The 1382-nt window shown below is 50.6% G+C and carries 1 protein-coding gene; it reads right to left on the bottom strand.

Going from position 1 to position 1382, the window contains the following annotated elements; translation table 11 throughout:
• Positions 1 to 66: 66 nt before the first annotated feature.
• On the bottom strand, positions 67 to 1382 hold a 1316-nt coding region (locus SU32_RS16240; protein WP_054000435.1), incomplete at its 5' end, for a recombinase family protein.

Here is a 1382-nt window from a genome sequence, read left to right as displayed (position 1 = left end):
CATATCGGCCTTCGATAAGTGCCATAAGGTCGTATAGCCGATATGTGATTGTGTCGGGAAGTTGATTTAAAGGCGCGCAACAATCTCGCGCTGGGTCTGCCAGTTTGATGGCAGCGGGTTCTTCTCAAGCCATTTGGATGTCAGACTAGCGGGCTGATCACCCATCATAATGAACTTGACAATATCCGGTGCGATGAATGCCAGATCAATGATCTGCAGCAGTCGGCGCTTGGTGATGTTGTTCGAAGAAGCAACTTGTTCGAATGTCTGACCAGCTTTGATGGCTTCATAATAGTGATGGGCTCGGGCGATGTTATCGATCAAGGTCTGATCTGGTTCGTTCACCATCTTGTTGCCGATCACCAGCTTGGTTTCTGAGCCGCGTTTGCGGAACTGGAAGGCAGTGTCGAAGGTGCAGACTGCTTGATTGAGTTGATCAATTGGGACTTCGAACAAGTCAGCGAATGTATCGGCATCCAGTTGTAGGCTGATCGTGCCAACGGTGATGGTTGCTTGCTTGAGAATTGAGAGTGTGGTGGCGAATTGCCCGCTTTTGATACTCGCGCCCAGCTCAGTGAGCTTTTGCTGGGTGCCTTCAATCAGATCGGCATCAGGCCGAATGAACAGATCGGTCGCTAGGTGCGCTTCAAGGTTCTCGACAATCGACGTGGCAATCTGCTGCTCCAACACTTTGGCCGGTAGTCGCCATCCGCCTTTTGCTTTGCTCGTCTGTCGCTTGGCGATCAGCCTGTTGGAGACATAGTAGCGATACCGCTTGCCCTGTTTGTTGGCGTGGCTGGGTGTTAGATGATCGCCGGTCTCATCAAACAGCTTGCCGGACAGCAGTGATATGGTTTTGGTTGATTTTGTTCCACGTTGTTTGGCGGCTCCTGCGGTGAGTTGTGACTGTATGGCCTGCCATCGATCCGGATCAATGATCGCTTCATGCTGGCCTTCATGGATCTTGTCCTTATGCCTGATCTTTCCGGCATAGACTGGGTTGGTCAGAATGTAATGAACCTGCCCCTGCTTGAAGCTCGACGCCTTGCCACGATTGCTGCCATGCTTGGCTATGGATTGAAGACCTTGTTGATCCGCATGATTTATGACCGCATCAAGAGTTCCATGGCTCTCGTACAGTTCATAAATGGTTTTGATAGTGGCCGCTTCTTTTTGATTGATTTTTAGCGTTCTGCCGTCCGGCTCATAGCCAAGTGGAACATTGCCGCCCATCCACAAACCTTTCTTCTTGGATGCGGCGATTTTATCTCTGATGCGTTCTGCTGTGACCTCCCGTTCGAATTGAGCAAAAGATAAGAGGACATTGAGTGTCAGCCTGCCCATGCTGGTCGCTGTGTTGAAGGATTGTGTCACAGAGACAA

The organism is Ahrensia marina, assembly GCF_001293565.1.
Lineage (GTDB): Bacteria > Pseudomonadota > Alphaproteobacteria > Rhizobiales > Rhizobiaceae > Ahrensia > Ahrensia marina.
Note: the sequence above shows the minus strand (reverse complement) of the source record. Positions and strands in the feature narration are given on the sequence as shown.